At 71.7% G+C, this 3,670-nt stretch carries 3 protein-coding genes; all 3 read left to right on the top strand.

All coding sequences use genetic code 11. The annotated features are described in order from the left end of the window. Window positions 1-56: 56 nt before the first annotated feature. Complete coding sequence (locus JF597_RS49975) at window positions 57-575, top strand: DUF309 domain-containing protein (protein ID WP_069760709.1); 519 nt, start codon at window positions 57-59, stop codon at window positions 573-575. 591 nt (window positions 576-1,166) lie between these two features. Further along, window positions 1,167-1,937 (top strand): precorrin-6A synthase (deacetylating), encoded by a 771-nt coding sequence (gene cobF, locus JF597_RS49980; RefSeq protein WP_294012827.1) that lies wholly within the window; start codon window positions 1,167-1,169, stop codon window positions 1,935-1,937. Between the two features lie 74 nt (window positions 1,938-2,011). Then, the coding region (locus JF597_RS49985; protein ID WP_294012830.1) for an MDR family MFS transporter at window positions 2,012-3,670 on the top strand (1,659 nt) is incomplete at its 3' end.

A 3,670-nucleotide genomic window follows, 5' to 3' on the forward strand; every position in this document is an offset into this window, starting at 1 on the left:
TTACCCCACGTCGGGGGCCGGACCGAAGCGGGCGCCGGGCGCGGGACAATTGACGTATGGCCAGTACATCCTCAGGACGGCAGACGGGCGCGCGGGACCGGGACAGCGACGGGCGGGCGCGCAACGCCCGGCCGCGGGACGGGCTCGGGCGGCCGTTGCCGTACGGCGCCGAGGGCGTCGCCCGGCAACCGGAGGGCGTGGTGCGCACCCCGCAGCAGACCGTGGCCGAGGCTCAGGAACTGCTGGACGCTGGGCGCCCGTTCCATGCGCACGAGGTCTTCGAGGACGCCTGGAAGTCGGGCCCCGACGAGGAACGGGCCCTGTGGCGGGGGCTGGCCCAGCTCGCTGTGGGACTGACCCACGCGGGCCGTGGGAACGTCACGGGCGGGGCGCGGCTGCTGCGGCGAGGCGCCGGGGCCGTGGAGGAGTGGGCCGCGTCGGCCGCGGGGCGAGGACAGCCGTACGGAATGGATCTCGCGGGGCTGGCGGACTGGGCCCGGCGGCTCGCGGACCTCGTGGAGCAGACGGGCACGAGCGTCGACGCGGGGGTGCGGGCACCGCGGCTGCGCGGATAGCGCTCATCGAGCCGGCCGAGGCCACGGCGGCTGCGGGTGAGTGGGGGTTGGTCGCGCAGTTCCCCGCAGGCAGCTGCGCCGGGCTTGGGCGGGACGCCTACGGGGTGCCGGGTCGGGTTGTCGGGCGGCTGCCGGCCGGTGGGAGCTGGTCGCGCAGTTCCCCGCGGGCAGCTGCGCCGGGCTTGGGCGTGGCGCCCAAGGGGGTGCCGGGTCGGGTTGTCGGGCGGCTGCCGGCCGGTGGGGGGCCGGTCGCGCAGTTCCCCGCGCCCCTGGGGAGTTGCGGCCAGCCGCGTCACGACGGGCCGTTCCCCGCACCGCGCGTCGCGACAGGCCGTTCGCCGCACCGCACGCCACGGTGGACCGTTCGGCGCCTCAGCCACCACCCCGGCTGCCGCCTGCCCCGCGGACAACCGAGGCCGCCGGCCGGCACGTGCTCCTGCCCCCGCCGGCCGGACAGCCCTCATCGACCCACGGCGAGACGGGCACCCCTTCCCACCAGTGCCCCGGACAATTCCGGTTTCCCCCCAGCCGTGCGGACAGCCCGGTGGACGCGGTGTACGTACTGTCAGTGGCGTGCGGCAGACTCGGGGTGTGCGGAAGATTCATGTCATCGGTATCGGCGCGGGCGACCCCGAGCAGCTGACCCTCCAGGCGGTCAGGGCGCTGCGGAGCACGGACGTGTTCTTCGTCCTGGACAAGGGCGAGGTGAAGTCCGACCTCGTGCAGCTGCGCCGGGACATGCTCGACGCGCACGTACCGGAAGGCACGTACCGCGTCGTCGAGGCGCGCGACCCGGAGCGCGACCGGGCGGCCGGCGGGGCCGCGTACTCCCCCGCGGTCGGTGACTGGCGCAGCGCCCGCGCGGAGATCTACGCACGGATGATCGCCGAGGAGCTGGGCGAGGACGAGAGCGGCGCGTTCCTGGTATGGGGAGATCCCGCGCTGTACGACAGCACGATCGGGATCCTGGAGGAGATCCTCGAACGCGGCGCGGTGGCTTTCGAGTTCGACGTCGTGCCGGGGATCAGCAGTGTCTCGGCGCTCGTCGCCCGGCACCGGACGGGCTTGAACAGGGTCGCCCGCCCCGTCCAGATCACGACCGGCCGGCGGCTCGCCGAGGGGCTTCCCGAGGGCGTGGACGACGTGGTCGTCATGCTCGACGCCCACCAGACGTTCCGGCAGTACACGGACCAGGACATCGACATCTACTGGGGTGCCTACATAGGCACTCCGGACGAGATCCTCGCCGCCGGCCCGATCGCGGAGGCCGCGCCCCGTATCGAGCGGCTGCGTGCGGAGGCGCGCGAGCGCAAGGGCTGGATCATGGACACGTATCTGCTGCGGCGCAACCGGCAGGAGTGAGGCACGGGTCGCCCGGGCACTCGTGCGGCCCGTCCCCGCATGCGGGAGCAACCCACAGCTGTGAAGGTGACCTCGTGACAGTCGTGGAGGAAACCGCACTGCCCGCCGCCTCCCAGCCCCCCGTGTTGGACAAGCGCCGTCGCAATGTCGTCTTCGTGACGATCATGCTGGGCATGCTGCTCGCGGCGCTCGACCAGACCATCGTGGGCACGGCGCTGCCGACGATCGTGTCGGACCTGGGCGGCGCGGCACACATGTCGTGGGTTGTCACCTCGTACCTCCTCGCGGAGACCGTGGCGACGGTCCTGGTCGGCAAGTTCGGTGACCTGTTCGGCCGCAAGGTGGTCTTCCAGGTCTCGGCGATCGTGTTCATCACGGGCTCGTTCCTGTGCGGTCTCGCCTCCAACATGACGATGCTGATCACCTGGCGGGCGATGCAGGGCGTCGGGGCCGGCGGTCTGATGGTGACGGCGATGGCGCTGATCGCCGACGTCATCCCGCTGCGCGAGCGCGGCAAGTACCAGGGCGCCATCGGTGCCGTGTTCGGGGTGGCCACGGTCATCGGACCGCTGCTGGGCGGACTGTTCACCGACCACCTGACCTGGCGCTGGGCGTTCTACGTCAACGTCCCGATCGCGATCGCCGTGGTCCTCGCCGCGGCCCGCACCATCCCCGTGGTGAAGTCGGCGGTGCGGCCCGTGATCGACTACATGGGCATCGCGTTCGTCGCGGTGGGCGCCAGCGCGCTGATCCTGGCGACGAGTTGGGGCGGCAACGAGTACGCGTGGGATTCCGGCGTCATCATCGGCCTCTTCGTCGGCGGGGTGCTCTCGCTCGGGCTGTTCTGCTGGGTGGAGACCCGGGCGGCCGAACCGATGCTGCCGATGCGGCTGTTCGCCAACCCGGTGTTCACGGTCTGCTCGGTCCTCAGCTTCATCGTGGGCTTCGCGATGCTGGGTGCGTTGACGTATCTGCCGACCTATCTCCAGTACGTCGACGGCGACTCCGCCACGGTCTCCGGCGTACGGACGCTGCCCCTGGTGGTCGGCCTGCTCATCGCGTCGGTCGTGAGCGGCAACGTGGTCAGCAAGACCGGGCAGTACCGGCTCTTCCCGATCGCCGGCTCCCTGGTGATGGGGCTCGGGCTGTTCCTGATGTCCCGGATGGGTCCGTCCACGGGGGCCTGGCTGGAGTCGCTGTACATGTTCGTGCTCGGCACCGGCATCGGGCTGTGCATGCAGGTCCTGACGATCGCCGTGCAGAACACCGTCGAGTACGCCGACCTCGGCACCGCGACCTCCGGCGTCACCTTCTTCCGTACGTTGGGCAGTTCCTTCGGCACCGCGGTCTTCGGGACGATCTACACCAACTCCCTGACCCCGAACCTCCAGGACGGCATCGCCTCCGCCGTGCGGGTGGGCGGCGGGCCGGCCGCGGACGCCGTGACCAGGGCGGCGACCAGTCCGGAGGGGCTGCACCGGCTGCCTCCGGCCGTCGCCGCGCCCATCATCGACGCGTACGCCGACACGATCCAGACCGTCTTCCTGTGGACCGTGCCGGTCGCCGCGCTCGGCTTCGTCGTCGCCCTGTTCCTCAAGCAGGTCGAGCTGCGCGACAGCGCGCGGGCCGGTTCGACCGACATGGGTGAGGGGTTCGCGTCACCGTCCGGCGCGGACTCGCAGCGGGTGCTGGAGGCCACGGTCGGGAAGATCATCGGCGGTACGAACCTGGAC

It is taken from the genome of Streptomyces sp. (assembly GCF_019510245.1).
Taxonomy (GTDB): domain Bacteria; phylum Actinomycetota; class Actinomycetes; order Streptomycetales; family Streptomycetaceae; genus Streptomyces.